Below are 20,209 nucleotides of genomic sequence, written 5' to 3'. Positions count from 1 at the left end.
GTCAACTCCTTGTTCGATGTGCCGTGCTGTCGGGAAAACCCCGAAGTCGGTACCGGCCGCCACGGACCGCAGCCGTACCCAACTATCGAGGGTATCAGGCGTCCAATTCGACCCTGTGGACAGCCGCGTACACGGGCGAGCCGCTGCTCAGGTCGCTGCGGAAGAGCACCAAGTCGGACGGCGTCCACGCTGGTCCCCGGTAGTCGGCGAGCTGGTCGACGAGCCCGCCGATCACCCGCTTGGCGTGTTGCCCGCGCTGATACCGCGCCACGGTCAGGTGCGGCCGGTACGGGCGGCGGCCCGCGCCGGCGGCCACGGCGAGCTTGCGCATGGCGTCGGCACTCTCTCCAGCGGTCTCCTCAACGACCCCGATCCACAGCACGCCGGGAAAGCTGCCGGCGCCGGCCAACCTGAGGGTGGGCGCGCGCAGGCCGGTCGCGCGCCGGTGCAACCACTTGGTCCTGCGCTGTTCGGAGTCGTCGTCGCCGAAGAACCCGAACGTGAGGTGCCACCGGTCCGGCGGCGTCCAGCGCAGCTTGATCTCGGCAGCGCCGTCCGGAAGGTGCCCGGGAACGTGCTCGGCGAGATCGGCCACCGCCTCCGGGGACGGCACGATCGCGCTGAACAGCCGCGCCACTACGTGACAGCCCCCGCACGGCGCAGCAGCTCGGCGAGGACCGGGAACTTCGAGTCGAGCAGGCGCGCCGCCCCGGTGAGGTCGTCGGCATCGGCGATGCGGCGCAGCGCCGTGATCGCCACCCGGTCGTGCCGGCCGTGCTCGACCGGCAGCGTGTCCTTGGTGACCGAGGGCTTGGAGTTGCGGACGTCCTCCAGCGCGCGCTTGCGTGCCTCGCGGTTGCCGGAGGCCACCTCGGGCGTGAGGATCGTGCGCTCGAGCATGATCAGCCTGGCCAGCACGGCCGGGTTGCCGATCTTGGCGCGCCGGCCGCTCATCACCTGGCTGAGCATGGGCGCACTGATGCCGAGCACGTCCGCCAGGTTCGCCTGGGAGACGTCGAACGCCACGACGAGCCGCCGTACGCGGTCGCCGAGCGGTTCTCCATACCACTCACGTTGGAGCGCCAGATTGCGCTGGACGGTGCTCTGCTCGTCCACCTTGCCTCTCCCCGCTGCCCCTATCTCAAGCATCCGACCCCGTTGCCGGACGCGAGCCCCACAGCATCTTGCCAGCATTCCATGCCCGCCGGTGCCTGTTTCGCCAGACGCGCCGACCAGCGTCGCGGCCGACCCGGTGAACAGCGATTCGACCTAGACCACCCAGGGTGGTCAACCTCTGCCGCGGCTGCTCTGTTCGAGCGACACCGGTTGGTAACAGGGTGATTATCCCCCGCAACCAAACGTGCGCGTGATTGCCTCCAATACAGTCGCCGGAACGAGTTCCCCGTTCGTGGTAGCTCGTCGGGTGCACATCGTGACAGGGAGGTCTTCGGGGGACGTGCTACTCGGCGACGAGTTCTTTTTGGCTGCTCACGATGATCTGGGCGGCAAACTGCGGCTACATCGGGTCAATCTCGGTCTGGGGCTGGCCGGCGCCCTGCTCGGCGAACTGGTCCTGACCGAACGGATCGCCGTCAAGCGCGGGCACCTGTGGGTGTCCGACACCCGTCCGCCGGAGGACGTGCTCAGCCACTCGGTGCTCAGCCATCTGATGAACGAGGACGACGTCAGCAGCGTGACGCCGTGGCTGCGCTATCTGGCCGCCGACGCCTACGACCAGGTCGGCACTCGGCTCGTGCACAGCGGCCACGCGCACCGCCGGCAGGCCAGACGCCTGCTGCGCACGGTGACCGTCTTCGACCTCGTGGACCCCAACACCGCCGCCGGACCGGTCGCGCGCCTGTCCAGCCGGCTCCACGCGCGGCACCCGCTGTCGCTGCTGGACGCGACCTTGATCGGCCTGATGGCGGCGACCGGGCTGGAGAAAGAGGTCACCCGGGACGCCCCGGTGCCGGCCCACCGCCTGATCCCCGACCTGGTCGGCCGGCTGCCGCCACCGCTGCGCGAGCTGGTCGCCGCGACCGAGACCGCCGTGGGTGACGCGGTGCTGAGCCACCGTCGCTGAGATTCCCCCTGCCAAGAGATCGTTTGGAGAGAGATGTCGACACGGTCCCCCGGACGCCAGAGCCTGCTGGCCACAACGCTGCGCGGCAACCGGCTCGGCGTGCCGTCGGTGCTGTTCTTCGTGATGTCGGCGGCGACCCCGCTGACCGTGATCGCGGGAGTGGTCACCACGGGCTATGCCACCACCGGCCTGACCGCCATCCCGATCGCGTTCGTGGTGGTCGCGGTCGTGCTGACGCTGTTCGCGGTCGGCTTCGTCGCGATGGCACCGCACGTGGCCAACGCCGGAGCGTTCTACGCCTACATCAGCCGCGGCATCGGCCGGCCGTTCGGCGTGGCCGGCGCGTGGATCGCACTGCTGGCCTACAACGCGCTGCAGGTCGGGCTGTACGGCGCGATCGGCGCGGCCACGGCTCCGCTGCTGGCGCAGTGGTTCGGGTGGTCGGTGTCCTGGTGGGTGATCGCGCTGGTGGCGTGGGCGCTGGTGGCCGTGCTGGGCGTGCAGCAGGTGGACGTGAACGGCAAGGTACTCGCGGTGCTGCTGCTCGCCGAGGTCGCCGTGATCCTGGTGTTCAGTGGGGCGAACCTGGCCAACCCGGCCGGCGGCGGGATCACCTTCGACACGCTGAACCCGGCCAACCTGTTCGGCTCGGGGGTCGGCGCGCTGCTCGCGCTGGCCGTGCTCGGTTTCGTCGGGTTCGAGAGCGCGGTGGTGTTCAGCGAGGAGTCGAAGGACCCTGGCCGCACGGTGCGGATCGCCACGTACCTGTCGGTCGGGTTGATCGCGGCGCTGTACACGCTCGGCTCGTGGTCGCTGAGCGTGGCGACCGGGCCGGACCGGATCGTGGACGAGGCGCGCGCACAGTCGACGGAGTTGCTGTTCACGCTGGCCGGGCAGCACCTGGGCGAGGGCTTTCTGACCGCGGGCCGGGTGCTGTTCGTGACCAGCATCCTGGCCGCGATGATCTCCTTCCACAACACGACCGCCCGGTACGCGTTCGCGCTCGGCCGGGAGCGGGTGCTGCCGGCGTTCATTGGTCGCGCGTCGCCGCGGTCGGGCTCGCCGAGAGCCGGCTCGGTGTTGCAGAGCCTGTTCGGCCTTGTGGTGATCGTGTTGTACGCCGGCGCCGGGTGGGACCCGCTGGTGCACTTGTTCTATTGGGGCGGCACGTCCGGCGGGTTGGGTGTGCTGCTGCTGATCGCGGCGACGTCGATCGCGGTGATCGCGTTCTTCGCCAGGAACCCGTCCGGTGAAGGGGTGTGGCGCCGGCTCCTGGCCCCGCTGCTCGCCTCGGCTGCGGTGATCACGATCGTCGTTCTGGTGTTGAACAACTTCACCACGGTCCTGGGCGTCGAGCCGAGTTCGCCGCTGCGCTGGATCGTGCCGGGTGGGTATCTCGCCATCGCCGTGCTCGGCGTCATCTGGGGTCTGGTGCTGAAATCGGGCCGGCCAGAGGTGTACGCCGCGATCGGGCTGGGTGCGAAGGCTGCCGCGACCGAGGCAGGCATCGAGATCGAGCGAGTGGAGGCGTGATGATTCGGATCGAGACGGATGCCGTCGCCGCGTTGATCGGGCGGGCGTTCAGCGAGTTGGACGTGACCGCGTGGCTGATCACGGACTCGTCGGTGCGCACCGAGGTTCTGTCGGCGAACTTCGCGATCCTCGTGGAGCACGCCCAGGAACACGGAACCATCCACGTGCTGCCGGACGCCGAGGGCGATCCGGTGGCGGCCGCGGTGTGGTTTCACCAGACGGCGCCGCAACCGCCGCCGCCGCAGGACTACGACGAGCGGCTCGCCGCCGCGTGTGGTCAGTGGACACCGCGGTTCCGGATGCTCGACGAGGCGTTCGAGGCGCACCATCCGCACGACGTGGAGCACCACCATCTGGCGTTCCTGGCGGTGCGCCGGGACGCGCGGTGCGGTGGTCTCGGGTCACGGCTGATGGATCGGCACCACGAGCACCTGGACCGTGCCGGCCTGCCCGCCTACCTGGAGGCCAGCAGCGAACGGGTGCGTGATCTGTATCTGCGGCACGGTTATCGCGTGGTGGCGGGCGGGCCGTTCATCCTGCCGGAGGGCGGGCCGCCGATGTGGCCGATGTGGCGCGAGCCGGCCTGATACCGACACCAATTCGTTGAAGGCGACGTTCGACCAGTTCCAGCGCGTTCACATCGTCTTCTTGAGCGGCCGCCCCGCAGTGGTTGTGGCGACCTCGCAGCACGTACTTCCCTTGCCAGCTCAGGGAATCGGCACGCCCTTAACAGTCTGCCGCGGCTTAACCGTCTATTCGGCCGTCTGTTTCCGGTTGCCTTAAGTGATCTGTCTTCGGGGCGATGCGCGTGGTTAGTGTCGACAGCGGGCGCACTGTTACCAAACGATTGCGTAAAGCAATGAAGGGGATCAGTCGAATGAGTAAGAGAAAACTCATCGCCGCGGCGGTTTCGGCCGGCGTGGCGATCGCGATCGTCGGCGTCGCCGCGCCCGCGAACGCCGTGGCACCGGAGGGCGCGGTCGTGCAGGCCAAGGAGCACTACGCCGGCCAGTACATCGTGGTGTTGAAGGAAAGCGAGCAGGCGACGTCGAACGCCACGGCGATCGAGCAGACCTCGCGATCGGTGGCCGCGGACCACGGCGGCAGGGTGGCCGTCACGTACACCGCCGCGCTGCACGGGTTCGCGGTGCACGGCATGTCCGACCAGCAGGCCAAGCGGATGGCGACTGATCCGCGCGTGCGCACGGTGTACGAGGACGGGACCGCGCGTGGGGCCGACGAGCAGCCCAACCCCACCTGGGGCCTGGACCGCGTGGACCAGGAGGCCACCCAGCTGGACAAGAAGTACGTCTACGACAAGACCGGTGAGGGCGTCACGGTCTACGTGATCGACAGTGGCGGCACCAAGGGCCACCCGGACTTCGAAAGCCGCAACACCTATGGCCCGGACTTCATCGACAAGGACGACGACCCGACCGACTGCAACGGACACGGCACGCACGTCACCGGCACTGTCGGCTCCAAGACCTGGGGCGTGGCCAAGAAGGCGAAGCTCGTCTCACTGCGAGTGTTCGACTGCGGCAACTCCGGCCCCGACTCGGTCACCGTGGAAGCGGTCGACTGGGTGACCAAGAACGGCGTCAAGGGCTCGATCGTCAACATGAGCCTGTACATGTACGACGTCGGAGTCGGTGACGAGGCGCTGAAGAACTCGGCCGCGGCCGGGTTCACCTACGCCGTCGCCGCCGGCAACAACAACGGCGCCGACGCCTGCGGCTACTCCCCCGCCCGGGTACCGGAAGCGATCACCGTCGCCTCCATCGACCAGGGCGACCGCCGCTCCATGTTCTCCAACATCGGCACGTGCGTGGACATCTTCGCGCCGGGCAGCCAGATCGAGTCGACCTCCATGCAGGGCGGCTCGACGTCGATGCAGGGCACCTCGATGGCCACCCGCACGTCGCGGGAGCGGCCGCGCTGCTGCGGCAGTCCGACCCGAACCTGACCCCGCAGCAGATCTCGGATCAACTGACCGGCAATGCCACCGAAGGCAAGATCCAGAACCCCGGCAACGGCTCCCCCAACAAGATCCTCAACACCTCGTTCATCAATTAGGCCCGCGAGTGCCACCCACCTCACCTCGGTGAGATGGGTGGTCACGCGTCGTCGAGGAGTTCGCGCGTGCGGCGCACGTCCTCGTGCATCGTCGCGATGAGGGCGTCGGTGGAGGTGAATTTCTCCATGCCGCGCAGGTGTGTGACGAAGTCGAACCCGACGCGCTGGCCGTAGAAGTCCTCGTCCACGTCGAGGACGTATGCCTCGACCCTGCGTTCCCGCCCGGAGAACGTGGGATTGGTACCCACGGAGATCGCGGCGGTCAGGGTGCGGTCCGAGCCGAGCAAGGTGAAGCGGCCGGCGTAGATCCCGTCAGCGGGAATGGCTGCGAACCGTGGAGTGGAGAGGTTCGCGGTGGGAAACCCAAGTTCCCGGCCGCGTCGGTCACCACGAACGACGATGCCCTCCAACCGGTGCGGCCGCCCCAGTGCGGCGGCTGCGGCGGCCACGTCACCGGCGTCGATGCAAGCCCGGATGTAGGTGGAGGAGAAGGTGATCTCGCTACCAGCATCGGCCTCGCCAGCACCGGCGGCCGTCACCAGCTTGGCTCCCTCGACAGTGAAGCCGAACCGACTTCCCAAGCGCCGCAACAGGTCCACGTTGCCGGCAGCCTTGTGCCCGAAGGTGAAGTTCTCCCCCACGACGACGGCGGCGACGTGCAGGCGGTCGACCAGCACCTCGTGCACGAACTCGTCGGCCGGGACCTTGGACAGCTCCGGGGTGAACGGCAGCACGCAGAACACGTCCACGCCCAGTTGCTCGACCAGTTCCGCCTTGCGCCGCAACGTGGTGAGCTGCGCGGGATGGCTGCCCGGCCGCACCACCTCGGACGGGTGCGGGTCGAAGGTCATCAGCACGCTCGGCACACCGCGCTGCTCGGCGAGCGACACGGCACGGCCGATCAGCTCGCTGTGGCCTCTGTGCACGCCGTCGAACACGCCGATGGTCGCCACGCAGCGACCCCATCCGCCGGGAAGGTTCTCCAGACCGCGCCACCGTTGCACGGAATCACCCTAGTTGACGAGCCGACGCCATCAGAACGGCGGCGGACCAGGTTCGGCGATCGGTTCGGCCCGGACGGCCACGGTGTCGCCCAGTGGACTGGTCGTGATCACCACGTCGGGTTCGGGCTGTTCGACAACCCAGCCGGGCTTCTCCTTGCACAGATTGTGCCGCTCGCAGCGCGGGTTCAGATTGCAGACACACGTGCGCCCGAAGTCAGCGTGTCGAGCGGTGTGGTCAAGCTGGCAGCGGGTCGACGGGCGGTTACACCCGGGATAGGTACATCGCGGATGTCGCATCCGCACATTCTCCGCCATCGCAGCCGGGGATACCGTTTCCGCCCAACATCGGTCACCATTCCCGACGACGGATGGTTCCCCGCGTACCCAGGCGCCCACTTCAAACACATCCCAACCTCTTCGGGCGCGTTCTCCGTATTCCGCCGCTTCGCGAACATATCCAGCATTCGCACCCGCTGCGTTTGAAGCCCCGCAATCTTCCGCTCCACAAAACCCAACATCTCCCCAGGAGCAAAACGTCTTCCATACCCCAATATTACCGCCGCCCAACCCCAAAACGTCACCCATTAAAGGTGACCCACAAAGCAAAAGGCGTGCCCTAATCCCGTTGGCAAGGCGGTCGCCGGAACACCCGCGCAATGTGCCACCCGCAACCGGCGACCGCCGCGGCAGCCAAACGACAGAAAGTGCACCTAAGAAGGCCGAAGCACCACGAGAGACCGTGCACTCTCCCCAGAGTCCACCATGAGAGCAATAGCCACCCCGTCCGGCCCAAACACCCCATACGTGCCACTCACCCCAGCAGCCGGCACCCGCTGCCCATACCCAATCGCCGCCGCCACCCGTGCATCCACATCAACCCGAGGAAACGCCGCCGCCACCGCAGAATCCAGATCCAGCGACAACTCCGCCCGCTCCTCCAAAGCAGACAACGTGCGCGCCACAGAAAGACCGAACGGCCCCACCGTCGTCCGCCGCAACGCCGTCAAATGCCCGCCAACCCCCAACGCCGCCCCGAGATCCCGAGCCAACGCCCGCACATACGTCCCCGACGAACAGTCGACCATCACGTCCAGGTCGTACCCGTCAGAACCACGCCGCCGCGCCAACACGTCGAACCGATGCACCGTCACCGGACGCGCCGCCAACTCCACCGTCTCCCCCGCGCGCACCCGTTTGTACGCCCGCTCCCCGTCCACCTTCACCGCACTGACCGCACTCGGCACCTGCTCGATGCCACCCGTCAGCGCCGCCACACCGTCATCGATGTCGTTGTCCCGCACCGCGTCCAGCTTCACCGAGTCGATCACCGACAACGCCTCACCCTCAGCGTCATCAGTCGTGGTCGACGCACCAAGCCGAATCGTCGCGAGATAGCTCTTGCGATCCAGCGCGAGGTGACCAAGCAGCTTCGTCGCGCGCTCGATGCCCAGCACCAGAACACCGGTAGCCATCGGATCGAGCGTGCCGGCATGACCGACTTTGCGTGTGCGCATGATCCGCCGAACGCGGGCCACGACGTCGTGCGACGTCATCCCGCCCGGCTTGTCCACGATGACCAGGCCAGCTTCTGCCATTCCGCGATCGTGCCACGCCGGCGGATACACCCCTACGCCAGTACCGATCCCCTGTCCGACCCCAGTTGTCTCAGCCGACCGTGTTCACAGCTCGCACACCCGCCCTACCGTTCGGTGAAGAACCAACGACGTGCGTGAACAAGTGGGGGCTTCTCGATGGAGCAGCGAAAGCGGCTGATACCTGAAATCGAATGCTACGAGGAGTTCACCACCGGCGATATCCGCTGGCTGCCGTACGTGATGTTCTTCAACCGCACCGACTTCACGTCATCGGCTCTCAACACCGATTCAGCGGGATTCCGCGTCACCCACGGCCCGGCCGGCCCCGCCTCACTGGACGCACTTCCCGACGGACCGGTGAACGTGCTGCTCGGCGCGTCCCCCGCATTCGGCTTCGGTTCGTCGAGCGACCACAAGACGATTTCGTCGTTCCTCTCGAACGGCCCCTCCGGCACGCCGTGGCTCAACTTCGGCGCACCCGCCTTGAATTCGACCCAAGAGCTGATCCTGTTCATGCTGCACCGGCACGAACTGCCGCAGCCGCGTGATGTCGTCGTCTTCTCCGGGCTCAACAATCTGATCACCGCCGGCCTGCCGAACTCCGACAAAGGCTATGGCCAGTTCTTCTTCTCGGGCGAGTTCTTCACCCAGCTCGGCGTGCCGGAGATGGCGCACCCGCAGTGGGGACAGAGCGCGCTGGCCAGGGTGGCCGAGAAGGTCGGACTGCGCGGCAAGCGAGCCGAGCCCGAGCCGAAGACGCCGTCCGTCGAGGAACGGATCGACATCGCCATTCGCAACCTACGGCGGGATCTGGACGTTCTCCGAGACGTCGTCACGCCGACCGGCGCGCGCCTGCATTTCGCGTTGCAGCCGACTCTGCCGTGGACCGGAAAGCCCTACTCCACCGAAGAGAAACTGCTGATCGAAGCGGACGAGAAAGACGAAGAGCGGGCCGCCATGTGGGCGCTGTTCAATGCGGCCGTCGATCCGGCGGTGCACAAGGAATACGCGGGCCTGATCGAGAAGTTCTGCGCCGATCGCGATATCCCGTTCATCGACACGAACAAGGCGGTCGCGGAGAAGGTGACCGCCGAACAGTGGATCTTCTTCGACAAGGTGCACCTCACCGACGACGGCAACGAACTCGTCGCGGCGATCATCACGGCCGAGCTCGATTTGTAGGGGGTGGAACGATGTTCCGTAAGCTGATCGCCTTCTTCAAGGGGCGCAAAAAGAAGAAGAAGCGCGGCAAGGAAAGCTCGATCTATCCGATGTTCTGACCGATGTCGACCACGGCCGAACCGATTCTCGACGATCGGACCAGATATCTGCGGGCGCTGGACCCGGAGAGTCCGCCATCGGCCGCCGACGTCGCGGCCGCACTCGCCGACGCGGCCGACGAGCCGGCCGACATCGACGACCTGATCGCCGAAGTCCGGTCCTGGTGCACCGACGAAACAGCACGGTTCGCCGAGGTTCTGCGTGACGGCGGCGACCCGACCGTCCGCTACACGCTGCTCAACTGCTCGCCGCTGGCGCTGTCGGCCGGCGCGTGGCTGCAGTGGATGTCCAGTGCCGGCAACGCGGAGACCGAGCCGGCGCTGCACGTGCTGTCGCTGTACGCGTCCGACATCGGCGTCGGTCACGCGTTCGCCGACCGCGGCAGCGTGTTCCGCGAAGTGCTGCGGCGGCACCGGATCGGCGACCACGAGACGGATCTCCAGCTCACCGGACACGAGCGGATCGAGGGTTTCAGTTTCCGGTTCCCCGGACTGCTGCTCGCGATGAGCCGCCTGCCCGACCGGTTCTCCGGCGAACTGCTCGGTGCCGACCTGTGCTTGCGCGCGGTCGGCCTGCCGCCACCACTCGCCGCGATCGAACTCGGCGAGGACGTGCGCCGCGACCTGGACCTCGGCGCGGCACGCGAGGGTGACCCGCGGCCCGCGCTGGACCGGGCGCGGGACGCCGTGCGCGCGTTCGACGAGACGACCGTGCGCACCGGATTCCACTGGGCCGCCGGCGAACTGCGCCGATGGTGCGCGAGCCTGCTGCGCGAGGCCGGGCTGAGCACCTCCCCCGACTACGACATGTGGCGCCTGATCTACGCGCGGGCGCGCCAGGCGGCGGTCTACCACGCCCGATACAAACTCGACGGTCGCCCACTCGCCGAATGGTTCGCCAACGTGGATTCTGGCCCCAGCCAGTTCCTCGCCGCGTTGGCCAACAGCCCGCTGGTGCGCCCGGGAGAGCCGGACCGGAGCCCGCTGCTGCGCGGGTTGATCGGCCCGAAAGGCCCGATGTTCCGGATCTTCACCGACGACGAGCTCGCCGTCATCCGCCGGTGGATCAGCGCCCTGCCGCGCGCGGACGGCGAAGCGGAACCGTTGCGGGAAGCCCAGCGCTCGTGGCACCGCCATGGTGATCGTCCGGTGGCCGGCCATGCCCCCGCGCCGGCCACCGGACAGCAGCCGGCGAACCTCCGCGCCGCCTACACCGCGCTGCTCAGCCGCGACGGTTCCGAGCCGCTGCGCCGGTTCGCGCGCGGCTACGTCGCCCGCTGGCTGGCCCGCTCCCGCTACCGGCTCGACCACGCGCACCAGCTCCCGCGCGAGTGGGACCGCGACAGCGGACTGCGTACCTGGCTGGAGCAGGAGCACGATCGCCACGGACGGGAGTTCGACGAGAGCGACACTCCGCTGCCGACCCGCGACGAGCTGATCGACTCGACCCTGCAACTGGCTCCGCTGATCATGATCGACGGCGGCTGGCTGCAGGGTTTCACCGATTATCGACTCGCCTCCTCGGCCGCCGGGCACTTCCTGTTCCAGACCTACTGGGACGAGCTGGGCAACGGCGAGATGGACATCAACCATCCCCGGATCTACCGGAACCTGTTGCGGGACATGGGAATCGACCTGCCGCCGACGGTGTCGCCGAGTTTCGCCGAGTACGCCGGCTTCCGCGCCGAGTCGTTCGCGCTGCCGGTCTACTGGCTGTCGATCTCGCGGTTCCCGCAGACGTTCATGCCGGAGATCCTCGGGCTGAACCTGGCGATGGAGCTGTCCGGCGTCGGCGGTGGGTATCGCAGCGCGCGGATCGCGTTGAAGCACTACGGGTTCAGCACGCAGTTCGTCGACCTGCACAACACGATCGATAACGTGGCGACCGGGCATTCGGCGTGGGCGGTGGACGCGATCGACAGCCATCTGGCCGGCCTCGGCGGATCCGACCAGCGGTGCGACATCTGGGAGCGGATCAGAGTCGGCTACCGGTCGCTGCGCCCACCGACCGGTGCGGCCGCGCGGACCTACGCCGCGCTGCGCACCCGCGTTCCGAGGAGTCGACGCTCATGACCGTTCTGGGTATTTCGGCGTACTACCACGACAGTGCCGCCGCCCTGGTCGGTGAGCACGGCATCGTGGCGGCCGCGCAGGAGGAGCGGTTCAGCCGGCGCCGGCACGATCCGTCGTTCCCCGGTCACGCCGTCCGGTACTGCCTGGACGAGGCCGGCGCGCGGCTGGACGACCTGGACGTCGTGGCCTACTACGAACAGCCGAAGTTGAAGTTCCGCAGAATCCTGGCCACCTACGCGAGCGTCGCGCCGCGCGGCTGGACGTCGTTTCGCCAGGTCGTGCCGCAGTGGCTGAGCTGGAAGCGGCGCACGGCCGACACCGTGCGCGAGCGGCTCGGCGAGTTGGATCTCGGCGCGGTGCCGGCGGTGGAATGCTTCGGGCACCACGAGTCGCACGCCGCGTCGGCGTTCCTGCCCAGCCCGTACGAATCGGCCGCCGTGCTCTGCGTCGACGGTGTCGGCGAATGGACCACCACGTCGATCTGGCACGGCGTCGGCAATCGGATCGAGCCGGTCACGGAGCTTCGATTCCCGCATTCTCTCGGACTGCTCTACTCGGCGTTCACGTATTTCTGCGGGTTCAAGGTCGATTCCGGTGAATACAAAGTGATGGGCCTCGCACCCTACGGCGAGCCGCGATTCGCCTCGACGATCCGGGACAAGCTGGTCGACATCAAGCCGGACGGATCGTTCCGGCTGGACACGCGATACTTCGAATTCCTCTACGGCCAGGTGATGACCGGCCGGCGATTCGAGGAGCTGTTCGGCGGCCCTCGGCGGGAACCGGAAGGCGAACTGACCCAGCGCGAATTCGATCTCGCCGCCTCGGTGCAGCAGGTGACCGAGGAGATCATGCTGCGGCTGGCCGCGTTCGCCTGCGAGCGGACCGACGAGCGACGCCTGTGCCTGGCCGGCGGTGTCGCGCTGAACTGCGTCGCGAACGGACGGATCGTGGACACCGGGATCGTGGACGAGCTGTGGGTGCAGCCGGCCGCGGGTGACGCCGGCGGCGCGCTCGGCGCCGCGCTGCTGGCCGCCGGCACTGATCGCCCGCAGGTCGGCACCGGCCGGGACGCGATGTCCGGCGCGCGCCTCGGCCCGGGCTACGACGAGCATCAGATCCAGGAATTCGTTGACACGAAAGGACTTCCGCACGAATACCTGGCCGCTGACGAGGTGGCACCCCGGGTCGCCGCCGAACTCGAGGACGGCAAGGTGGTCGGCTGGTTCCAGGGGCGCATGGAGTTCGGGCCGCGTGCACTCGGGTCGCGATCGATCCTCGGCGACGCGCGTGATCCCGCGATGCAGTCGACGATGAACCAGAAGATCAAGTTCCGCGAGTCGTTCCGCCCGTTCGCGCCGATGGTGCTCGCCGAAGCGGCTGAGGAGTACTTCCGGCTGGGGCAGGCCAGCCCGTACATGTTGATCGTCGCGCAGTTGACCGACAAGCAGCGGCACGAGATCTCCGAAGCCGGACTGCGCGGCCTCGATCTGCTGCAGGTCGGCCGGTCGACCATTCCCGCGGTGACCCACGTCGACTATTCCGCGCGGGTGCAGACGGTGTCCCGCGACGACGATCCGCGATCCTACGAACTGTTGAAGGAATTCGAATCACGCACCGGTTGCCCGGTTCTGGTGAACACGTCGTTCAATGTGCGCGGCGAGCCGATCGTGGCCACACCGGAGGACGCCTACCGGTGTTTCATGCGCACGAACATCGACATTCTCGTGCTCGGCGACTTCCTGTTGCGAAAATCGGACCAGCCCGAGTGGTCGGACGACGAGGACTGGCGTGCGGCCATTCCGCTGGACTGAGAGAGGTGTCGCGGTGCTCAGGAACGTGTTGCTGGCGATCGTGTACGTCGTGGTGATCGTCCCGGTCGGGCTGATCATCCGGGCGGTGCGCGATCCGCTCAGCCGACAGCTGGACCGCTCGGCCGGCAGCTACTGGCTCGGCGCGCACACCGCGCGCGGCACCTACCAGGCCACCGGGAGCCGGTCGACGCCGTAGATCCCGCGCCCGGCCCGCAGTGGCACCTCGTCGGCGGGGACGGTCAGCCGCAGGTCGGGGAATCGTCGCAGCAGGGTGGAGAACCCGACCCGCATCTCGATCCGCGCGAGGTGCTGCCCGAGGCACTGGTGCACGCCGAACCCGAACGCGAGGTGCCCGGAGGCGGATCGGCCGACGTCCAACGATTCGCCGTCGGGAAAGTGCGCCGAATCGCGGTTGGCCAGCGGCAGGGACACCAGCACGGGCTCGCCCGCCGCGATCACCTGCCCCGCCACCTCGACGTCCTCCAGGGCGGCCCGGTTCACCTCGTACTGCACGATGCTCAGGTACCGGAGCAGCTCCTCGATCGCGCCGTCCAGGCGGCCCGGATCGGCGCGCAGGGCGGCCCACTGATCAGGGTGCTGCAACAACGCGAACGTCCCGAGCCCGAGCATGTTCGCGGTCGTCTCGTGCCCCGCGAACAACAGCAGCAGGCCGATGCCGACGAGCTCATCGTCGGTCAGCTCCAGCAGGCCGCTCAGCAGATCGTCGGCCGGCTCGGTTCGCTTGTGCCGCACCAGTTTCCCGAGATACTCGAACATCACGCCGTTGTCGGCCTGCCGCTCCTCGAAGGACCGGGCCGGGTCGACCATGTTCCGCGTCTGGTACTCGAAGAACTCGTGATCGGTGTACGGGACGCCGAGCAGGCCGCACACGACGCGCGACGCCAGCGGGAGCGCGAAGGACTCCACCAGATCGGCCGGCGAGGTGAGATCGTCGGCCAACTCCTCGGCGATCGCCGTGATGCGAGGCTCCATGTCCCTGGCGCGCCGCAAGGTGAAGAAGCCCATCAGCAGCCGCCGGTAGCGCGTGTGGTCCGGCGGGTCCATGAACAGGAACATGCCGGGAGGCGCCGCCTGGTGATCGATACGAAGAGGTGAACGCGTGCGCGCCGGGTCCGTGCTGAACCGGGAATCGCTCAGCACGTGGCGAGCCGCGGCGTAGTCGGTCACCAGCCAGCCGAGCGAACCGTCGGCGAACCGCAGCCGGCTGATCGGACGCTCGGCGCGTTCTCGCAGCTCGACGGGCGGATCGAAGGGACAGTCACGAGCGGTCGGCAGTGTGTGCGTCATCAACCCCCCAAGGCCGTTACCACGTACCGCGTACGCCGTGCTCCCCATCGTAGCGATCTTCCCGACCGCGTGCGATCCACCGATCGGGAAACCCGCTCGCGGTGCCACCACTCGTACGCTGTGTGCCTGATCCGTTACGAGAGGCACTGGGGATGTCAAGGAGACTGAACTTCCACGGGCGGCAGCTTCTGCGGGAACTGCGCCGGCTGCGACAAGAGGCCGGCCTCACGCAAGGAGCGGCCGGCGAACACCTCCGATTCGGCAAGAACAAGATGAATCGAATCGAAAGCGAGAATCAAATACCCGGTTGGCACGAGCTGCGCGCCATGCTCGACCTCTATGGTGTGGCCGTCAACAATTGGGAGCCGTATCTGGAGCTGTGGGAAGTCGGCCAGGAACGAGGCTGGTGGGACGAATACGACCTGGACGACTACAGCTATATCGCGCATGAGGTCGAAGCAACCCACGTCCGGCAGTTCTGCCTCGGATACGTACCTGGTCTGCTACAGACCGCCGCCTACACCCGGGCCGTCTTCGCCAACTCGTGGATCCTGCGTAGAGAAAAGAGAATCGAGGACGACATCGAGGTGCGGCTACGCCGCCAGGAGCGGCTGCGCTCCGCCGTTCCTTTGGAGCTGCATGCCGTCGTCAACGAGCCGATCCTGCGCCAGAAGATAGCGCCGGAAATCATGCGCGACCAATTGAACCGGCTCATCGAAACCGCAGTGCTCGACAATGTCGTCCTGCAGGTCCTGCCCGAATCAGCGGGACTGAACGACGGCCAGAACGGCAGTTTTCTCATCCTCAACGTTCCCGACGAGCGCTATCCGGAAATGCTCTACGCCGAGCACGCCTTCGCCACCGTGCCGGTGCGGGGCGTGGCGGAGGTCGCGCTTGCTAAGCTTCGATTGGACGGCCTCGCCAAGCTCGCGTTGCCCCCGGACGATTCGTTGGACCTCATCGAGGACTTGGCGGCCGACCTCTGAGACGCGACGAGAGGCGACCCGCATGCCCGCGATGGATCTCACCGACCTCCGGTGGCGCAAGAGCAGCCGCAGCAGCGACGGCAGCAACCACGACTGCGTCGAGGTCGCCGTTGCCGGCGACATGACCGCCCTGCGCGACTCCAAGAACCCAAGCGGCCCGTTGCTGATGGTTCCCGCCTCGGGCTACACGTCGTTCAACCGCTGGACTTCCGCATAGCGCCCCTTCGGGTGACGCGGCTGGGGTTGTGAGTGTGACTCGCCGGCGCGCACGTCTCTGCGTGCAATAACCTTCACGTTGCCCGCCGCCTGTTGATCTTGTGTGACCTGGTCTTTCGTCTTCTTTCGCGTACTTTCGCGGGCTAAAGTACGCGAACGGGCGCCCGTGCGGTTGTCAAGTTCTGGCGGCGCGAAACATGTCGCCTTGCCGCACCACCTCGGCGTAGCTCGGGATGTCGGCCGGGTCCTGGTCCGGGGTGCGCGCGGCGGCGAGCATCGCGCCGAGTGCCGCGCGGAACAGCCGTGAACCGGTGCTGACCCGGCGCACTCCCAGCTCGCCCAACTGATCCACCGTCGGCGCGGCGGCGCACAGCAGCGTGTTCAGCGGCACGTCGACCGCCCGCACCACGGCCGTGATCTCCTGCGGATCGTTCAGCAGCGGCACGAACACGCCGTCCGCGCCCGCGTCGGCGAACGCCCGCACGCGGCGCAGCGTCTCGTCGATCCCGGCGGCGCCGAGCCAGTGCGTGTCGGTGCGCGCGTTCACGAACAGATCGGGTGCCGCGTGCTTCACGGCCTTGATCACTCGTCGCTGATGTTCTTGCGGCACAAGGGATCCGTCCGCGCGGCCGTCCTCGATGTTGACGCCGGCGACACCCATCTCGGCCAACTCCTCGACCAGCGCGGCGACCTCGGCGGGATCGTCGCTGAACCCGCCCTCGATGTCCACGGTGATCGGCCTCGGCAGGCGAACCAGCCGCCGCGCCAGCTCCACCGTCTCCGCCCGCGCCACCCCCGTGCCGTCCGGCAGGCCGGCGGCGGCCGCCACACCGAGGCTCGTCGTGCCGATCGCGGGGAACCCGGCGTCCACCAGCATGGCGGCCGACGCGAAGTCCCACGCGTTCGGCAACAACAGCGGCGCCGGCCCGGAATGCAGGCTGTGGAACGGTTTCCGCACTCCCTCGGCGAGCGCGAGCGCCAGGTCGCGCCCCGGGCAGGCACGCAGCTCGGCGCCGAACGGAAGCGTGCCGATGTCCAGTTCGACCGTCTCCCCCTGGCTCACTCCCCGGGCGTCGACGAGCGCTGTCCGGCGGGTGATCCGTACCGGCGGGTCCGCCCCCTCGATGAGGGCGGCGGTCGCGTCGCAGGCCTGCACGAGCAGGCCGATCCGGTTCGCGGTGACCTCCGGTTCACCGGGCAGCATCGACACCAGCGTCGCGACCGCCTCGTCCGGAGCGACGTCGTAGACTCCTTGGTAGGCAACGGAAACCTCGCGCACGGCGGCCACCGCACGCGGGACGTCGGTGATGCCGAGCGCGCCCGCGAGTACGGCGACCGGAACGTACCGCGGCTCGACCGCCGGATCGGTCCACGCGGCCGCCCGGTACCGCAGCTCGGCCGGATCCAGACCGTCCACAGTGGACTCCGCGATGGCGCGCCGCCGCTCGTGCGTCTCCCCCGCGCTGAACCGCGCGACCGTCGCGCGCAGCCAGGTCATCGTGCCGACCGGTCCCGCCCTTTCCGGTGGCGGCGGCATGAACCGCGGGTCGGAGAGGATGGCGAGCACGTCGTCGCGTTCGGTGATGCGCATACCGCGACGCTAACGGGCGGATATGTCGGCCCTGGCCGATGTGTCTCAAGCCCGGACCGCGCCCACCACCGCCCATCTGCCGGACCGCGTGCGCGCCACCATGCCGACCAACCTGATCACGATCGACAGTGCCAAGCCGGTCCAGATCCCGACCAGCCCCCAGCCGAACGCGAGTGACGCCCAGATCAGCGGCAGGTACCCGCCGATCACGCCGGCGATCGTGACATTGCGCATGAACTTGGAGTCGCCCGCGCCGAGCAGCACGCCGTCCAGCGCGAACACCACGCCGCCGATCGGTTGCAGCACAACGAAGAACCACCAGGCGTTCGGGATCTCCGCGAGCACCCCGCCGTCCGTGGTGAACAGGCCGGGGATCACCGAGGCGAGCGCGCCGAACACCACGCCGAGCGCCGTGCCGAACACCAGCCCGTACCAGGCGACCTGCCGGGCAAGCGCGTGCGCCCTGCGCTCGTCGTGCGCGCCGAGCGCCTCGCCGACCAGCGACTGCGCGGCGATCGCGATCGCGTCGAGCACCAGCGCGATGAAGATCCACAGTTGCAGCACGATCTGGTGCGCACCGACCGCGTGGGTGGACGTGTGCGCGGCGACGGCGGTGGCCGACAGCGCGGAGATCTGGAACGCCAGACTGCGCACCACCAGGTCGCGGCCGACTCCGAGCTGTGCGCGCATGAGTGTCCACTGTGGACGCAACGGCACCCGCTCGACGGCCAGCGCGCGCAGGAACAGGCTCGCCGAGATCACCTGCGCGATCACGTTCGCGATGGCCGAGCCGACCAGCCCCATGTGCACGACATGCACCAGGATCGGGCACAGGATCGCGGAGATTCCGTTGCCGGCCAACACGAATCGCAGTGGACGCACACCGTCCTGCACGCCGCGCATCCAGCCGTTGCCGGCCATCGTGACGAGGATGAACGGCACGCCGAGCAGTGCGACCCGCAGCCAGTCGACGGCAGCCCGGGCCACCACGGCGTCACCGGAAAGCAGGCGCGCGATCGGTTCGGCGAAGATCTGGCCGGCGACGAGCAGCACCGTGCCGACGGCCAGCGCGAGCCAGGTGGCCTGCACACCCTCGGCCACCGCGTCCCGCGTGCGGCCGGCGCCGTGCAGGCGGGCGGCGCGCGCCGTGGTGCCGTAGGACAGGAAGGTGAGGTTCGTGGAGATCTGCGCCAGCACGATCGCGCCGACGGACAGGCCGGCCAGCGGGATCGCGCCGAGGTGTCCGACCACGGCCGTGTCGACCAGCAGGTAGAGCGGCTCGGCGGCGAGCACGCCCAGCGCGGGCAACGCGAGCCTGACGAACCGTCTGGCCTGCGTGCGCTCCGGCGTGTCCGGCATGGCCACTCCTCTCGGTAAGGTGCATACTTTCTTCACGCCCCTGACAGCCGTCACCATACGGGTAAGGACCGACAATGGACAACGCTGATTACCTCGACGTGGCGCTGCGGCTCGCCAACGCCGACTTCTCCGAGGTCGAGACCGTGCGCGCGGCACTGCACGAGGAGCCGTGGTGGGCCGACCGGCTCACCGAGAGGGACGTGCGGGCACTGCGTCCGGTCGGCGCCGGCATCGCGGACGTACTCGACGCGGCGATGAAGTCCGACGCGCGGGCGGCCAAGGGGGCCGTGAACTCGCTGCTGGCCAAGCACCCGCTGCGGCCGACACTGTCCGCCGGTCACGCGCACGAGCACGACGGCGCCGAGCCGAACTGGCACATCCACGTCGCCGACACCGACGCGCCACCCGCCACCGAGGTCGCCGCCGCCGCGGCCTGGGGCATGGCGCACGGCATTGTCCACTATGGACTGGACCGCTGGGGCCGTTGTGCCGCAACGGAATGCGAGAACTACTACCTGGACACGTCGACCACGCGCACGAAGCGATTCTGCTCCCCGCGCTGTGCGAACCGGATGCACGTCGCCGCCCACCGAGCCCGCCACCGCGACTGACGGCGTGTCCGAGCCGCCCTCGTTCCCCCGGCAGTATGCTTGTGCGCACGTCTCAACTAACGCGCAAGCTTGAGGGGATCCCAGTGACCGCAGCATCGAACGAGCCAGGGCCGAGGTATACGGTCACCCTGCCGTTCGATCCTCGTCGCCACTACACGGTGGAGGAGTTCGCGCGGCTGCCGGAAGACAACTCCTTCCGGTACGAACTGCAGGACGGTGTCATCGTCGTGAGCCCTCGCCCCGTCCCCAGGCACCAGTACGCACTGGCTGAGCTATATGTGCAAGTTCGTGGGCAGCTGCCCGCACAGCTTGCCGCCTTCCAGGAGGTCGACGTCGACCTTCAACTGAGCAGGGCGCGAACGCGGGTTCCCGATCTGGTAATTATTCCGTTCGACAAGATCAAGCAGCCTGGTCTGCAAGCGGCATCCGACTTGCTCGTCGTAGTCGAGATCCTGTCACCGGGGTCGGCCCGTGACGACACTGAGCACAAGGCCAGCGAGTACGCCGAGGCCGGCGTACCCCAGTACTGGCTGATCGACCCGGAGCCGCCGGTCACCGCGACCATCCTCACGCTGGTGGACGGCGAGTACGAGGAATCACAGCGAGCCGAGCATTCGTTCACGGTCACCGAACCGTGCCCGCTGACCATCGATCTCGACGCGCTGCAGCTGTTCAAGTAG

The 20,209-nt window shown here is 68.0% G+C and carries 19 protein-coding genes; 12 read left to right on the top strand and 7 right to left on the bottom strand.

Annotated features, from left to right (window positions below; genetic code table 11):
- Positions 1-94: 94 nt before the first annotated feature.
- A complete protein-coding gene (gene thpR / locus EV193_RS30770; RefSeq protein WP_130348469.1) occupies positions 95-637 on the bottom strand; it encodes an RNA 2',3'-cyclic phosphodiesterase in 543 nt (180 codons plus the stop codon).
- Entirely contained in the window at positions 637-1,116 is a 480-nt protein-coding gene (locus EV193_RS30765) for an XRE family transcriptional regulator (protein WP_130348468.1), read from the bottom strand. The genes thpR and EV193_RS30765 overlap by 1 nt, the downstream gene beginning before the upstream one ends.
- A gap of 244 nt (positions 1,117-1,360) precedes the next feature.
- On the opposite strand from EV193_RS30765, the gene EV193_RS30760 reads away from it, so the two are divergent.
- From EV193_RS30760 to EV193_RS30745, 4 genes are all read left to right on the top strand, one after another.
- A complete protein-coding gene (locus EV193_RS30760; RefSeq protein ID WP_341273214.1) occupies positions 1,361-2,083 on the top strand; it encodes a GOLPH3/VPS74 family protein in 723 nt (240 codons plus the stop codon).
- Positions 2,084-2,116: 33 nt separating this feature from the next.
- On the top strand, positions 2,117-3,616 hold the full coding sequence (locus EV193_RS30755) for an APC family permease (protein ID WP_130348467.1): 1,500 nt from the start codon (positions 2,117-2,119) through the stop codon (positions 3,614-3,616).
- Positions 3,616-4,203, top strand: coding sequence for a GNAT family N-acetyltransferase (locus tag EV193_RS30750; protein WP_130348466.1), 588 nt, complete (start codon positions 3,616-3,618; stop codon positions 4,201-4,203). Before EV193_RS30755 ends, EV193_RS30750 begins: the two co-directional genes overlap by 1 nt.
- 290 nt (positions 4,204-4,493) lie before the next feature.
- Complete coding sequence (locus EV193_RS30745; protein WP_165401563.1) at positions 4,494-5,582, top strand: S8 family peptidase; 1,089 nt, start codon at positions 4,494-4,496, stop codon at positions 5,580-5,582.
- Positions 5,583-5,733: 151 nt separating this feature from the next.
- Here the strand turns inward: EV193_RS30745 and EV193_RS30740 are convergent, their stop codons facing one another.
- Both EV193_RS30740 and truB read right to left on the bottom strand, forming a co-directional pair.
- A complete protein-coding gene (locus tag EV193_RS30740) occupies positions 5,734-6,696 on the bottom strand; it encodes a bifunctional riboflavin kinase/FAD synthetase (RefSeq protein ID WP_130348464.1) in 963 nt (320 codons plus the stop codon).
- Positions 6,697-7,406: 710 nt separating this feature from the next.
- Positions 7,407-8,291 (bottom strand): tRNA pseudouridine(55) synthase TruB, encoded by an 885-nt coding sequence (truB, locus tag EV193_RS30735; RefSeq protein WP_130348528.1) that lies wholly within the window; start codon positions 8,289-8,291, stop codon positions 7,407-7,409.
- Positions 8,292-8,447: 156 nt separating this feature from the next.
- Between truB and EV193_RS30730 the strand changes: the two genes are divergently transcribed.
- From EV193_RS30730 to EV193_RS30715, 4 genes are all read left to right on the top strand, one after another.
- Complete coding sequence (locus EV193_RS30730; protein WP_242613785.1) at positions 8,448-9,473, top strand: SGNH/GDSL hydrolase family protein; 1,026 nt, start codon at positions 8,448-8,450, stop codon at positions 9,471-9,473.
- Positions 9,474-9,574: 101 nt separating this feature from the next.
- The gene (locus tag EV193_RS30725) at positions 9,575-11,644 is read left to right on the top strand and encodes an iron-containing redox enzyme family protein (protein WP_130348463.1); all 2,070 of its coding nucleotides are present in this window, start codon (positions 9,575-9,577) and stop codon (positions 11,642-11,644) included.
- Complete coding sequence (locus tag EV193_RS30720) at positions 11,641-13,458, top strand: carbamoyltransferase family protein (protein ID WP_130348462.1); 1,818 nt, start codon at positions 11,641-11,643, stop codon at positions 13,456-13,458. Before EV193_RS30725 ends, EV193_RS30720 begins: the two co-directional genes overlap by 4 nt.
- 13 nt (positions 13,459-13,471) lie before the next feature.
- Positions 13,472-13,654, top strand: a complete 183-nt coding sequence (locus tag EV193_RS30715; RefSeq protein ID WP_130348461.1) for a hypothetical protein — start codon at positions 13,472-13,474, stop codon at positions 13,652-13,654.
- Here EV193_RS30715 and EV193_RS30710 read toward each other — a convergent pair.
- Positions 13,621-14,766, bottom strand: a complete 1,146-nt coding sequence (locus EV193_RS30710) for a cytochrome P450 (RefSeq protein WP_130348460.1) — start codon at positions 14,764-14,766, stop codon at positions 13,621-13,623. The genes EV193_RS30715 and EV193_RS30710 overlap by 34 nt on opposite strands.
- Positions 14,767-14,918: 152 nt before the next feature.
- On the opposite strand from EV193_RS30710, the gene EV193_RS30705 reads away from it, so the two are divergent.
- Positions 14,919-15,752 (top strand): helix-turn-helix domain-containing protein, encoded by an 834-nt coding sequence (locus tag EV193_RS30705; protein ID WP_130348459.1) that lies wholly within the window; start codon positions 14,919-14,921, stop codon positions 15,750-15,752.
- Positions 15,753-15,774: 22 nt separating this feature from the next.
- The gene (locus EV193_RS30700; protein ID WP_130348458.1) at positions 15,775-15,969 is read left to right on the top strand and encodes a DUF397 domain-containing protein; all 195 of its coding nucleotides are present in this window, start codon (positions 15,775-15,777) and stop codon (positions 15,967-15,969) included.
- A gap of 174 nt (positions 15,970-16,143) precedes the next feature.
- On the opposite strand, the gene EV193_RS30695 is transcribed toward EV193_RS30700, so the two are convergent.
- Positions 16,144-17,559: an isocitrate lyase/PEP mutase family protein gene (locus EV193_RS30695; protein ID WP_242613784.1), complete on the bottom strand. Its 1,416-nt coding sequence runs from the start codon at positions 17,557-17,559 to the stop codon at positions 16,144-16,146.
- 45 nt (positions 17,560-17,604) lie between these two features.
- The gene (locus EV193_RS30690; RefSeq protein WP_130348457.1) at positions 17,605-18,918 is read right to left on the bottom strand and encodes an MATE family efflux transporter; all 1,314 of its coding nucleotides are present in this window, start codon (positions 18,916-18,918) and stop codon (positions 17,605-17,607) included.
- Positions 18,919-18,992: 74 nt separating this feature from the next.
- Between EV193_RS30690 and EV193_RS30685 the strand changes: the two genes are divergently transcribed.
- On the top strand, positions 18,993-19,529 hold the full coding sequence (locus EV193_RS30685) for a CGNR zinc finger domain-containing protein (RefSeq protein ID WP_130348456.1): 537 nt from the start codon (positions 18,993-18,995) through the stop codon (positions 19,527-19,529).
- An 83-nt stretch (positions 19,530-19,612) separates the two neighbouring features.
- Positions 19,613-20,209 carry a Uma2 family endonuclease gene (locus EV193_RS30680; protein WP_165401562.1) on the top strand — a complete coding sequence of 199 codons (597 nt, stop codon included), beginning with the start codon at positions 19,613-19,615 and terminating at the stop codon, positions 20,207-20,209.

The organism is Herbihabitans rhizosphaerae, assembly GCF_004216555.1.
In the GTDB taxonomy this organism is placed as follows: Bacteria; Actinomycetota; Actinomycetes; order Mycobacteriales; family Pseudonocardiaceae; genus Herbihabitans; species Herbihabitans rhizosphaerae.
This window is presented reverse-complemented; position numbering and strand designations above follow the sequence as displayed.

Bases quoted from the DNA above. Each gene is read 5' to 3' on its own strand.
- EV193_RS30755 (WP_130348467.1), top strand. From the start codon at position 2,117: ATGTCGACACGGTCCCCCGGACGCCAGAGCCTGCTGGCCACAACGCTG.
- EV193_RS30750 (WP_130348466.1), top strand. From the start codon at position 3,616: ATGATTCGGATCGAGACGGATGCCGTCGCCGCGTTGATCGGGCGGGCG.
- EV193_RS30745 (WP_165401563.1), top strand. From the start codon at position 4,494: ATGAGTAAGAGAAAACTCATCGCCGCGGCGGTTTCGGCCGGCGTGGCG.
- truB (WP_130348528.1), bottom strand. From the start codon at position 8,291: ATGGCAGAAGCTGGCCTGGTCATCGTGGACAAGCCGGGCGGGATGACG.
- EV193_RS30730 (WP_242613785.1), top strand. From the start codon at position 8,448: ATGGAGCAGCGAAAGCGGCTGATACCTGAAATCGAATGCTACGAGGAG.
- EV193_RS30725 (WP_130348463.1), top strand. From the start codon at position 9,575: ATGTCGACCACGGCCGAACCGATTCTCGACGATCGGACCAGATATCTG.
- EV193_RS30720 (WP_130348462.1), top strand. From the start codon at position 11,641: ATGACCGTTCTGGGTATTTCGGCGTACTACCACGACAGTGCCGCCGCC.
- EV193_RS30710 (WP_130348460.1), bottom strand. From the start codon at position 14,766: ATGACGCACACACTGCCGACCGCTCGTGACTGTCCCTTCGATCCGCCC.
- EV193_RS30705 (WP_130348459.1), top strand. From the start codon at position 14,919: ATGTCAAGGAGACTGAACTTCCACGGGCGGCAGCTTCTGCGGGAACTG.
- EV193_RS30700 (WP_130348458.1), top strand. From the start codon at position 15,775: ATGCCCGCGATGGATCTCACCGACCTCCGGTGGCGCAAGAGCAGCCGC.
- EV193_RS30695 (WP_242613784.1), bottom strand. From the start codon at position 17,559: ATGCGCATCACCGAACGCGACGACGTGCTCGCCATCCTCTCCGACCCG.
- EV193_RS30690 (WP_130348457.1), bottom strand. From the start codon at position 18,918: ATGCCGGACACGCCGGAGCGCACGCAGGCCAGACGGTTCGTCAGGCTC.
- EV193_RS30685 (WP_130348456.1), top strand. From the start codon at position 18,993: ATGGACAACGCTGATTACCTCGACGTGGCGCTGCGGCTCGCCAACGCC.